The organism is Candidatus Poseidoniia archaeon (assembly GCA_030748895.1).
Classification (GTDB): domain Archaea; phylum Thermoplasmatota; class Poseidoniia; order MGIII; family CG-Epi1; genus UBA8886.
The window spans coordinates 424-718 of sequence record JASMLC010000050.1; the positions used below are offsets into that span (position 1 = coordinate 424).

The 295-nt window shown below is 59.3% G+C and carries 1 protein-coding gene; it reads right to left on the reverse strand.

From position 1 onward, the window contains the following. Nucleotides 1-114: 114 nt before the first annotated feature. Nucleotides 115-295: hypothetical protein (locus QGG57_07005; GenBank protein ID MDP7007905.1), on the reverse strand; the 181-nt coding region annotated here is incomplete at its 5' end.

A 295-nucleotide genomic window follows, 5' to 3' on the forward strand; every position in this document is an offset into this window, starting at 1 on the left:
GGCTGCGTAGGGATCTTGATTGGGCTTCGTGAAACGACGCTCAAACTTCATGGGGGGTCCTCCAGGCCGTGCTAATCACGGTCACTGCGTGCGGTCTCGTGTCGATTGATCTCTTTAGACAGAGGTCTCCGGCCAGGGACACGAGTACCGGTAGGCACACGTCACCCTGTCGTCTGTTACTAGGCCTTCCAGGAACTCCCGTACCCTCTCCTCCCCAGGAGCGAACGGCTGTCCTGTGTCCGAGGCCAAGTCCAGCTGCAACCTCATCGACTGGGCCAACATGGCCCTTGGAACT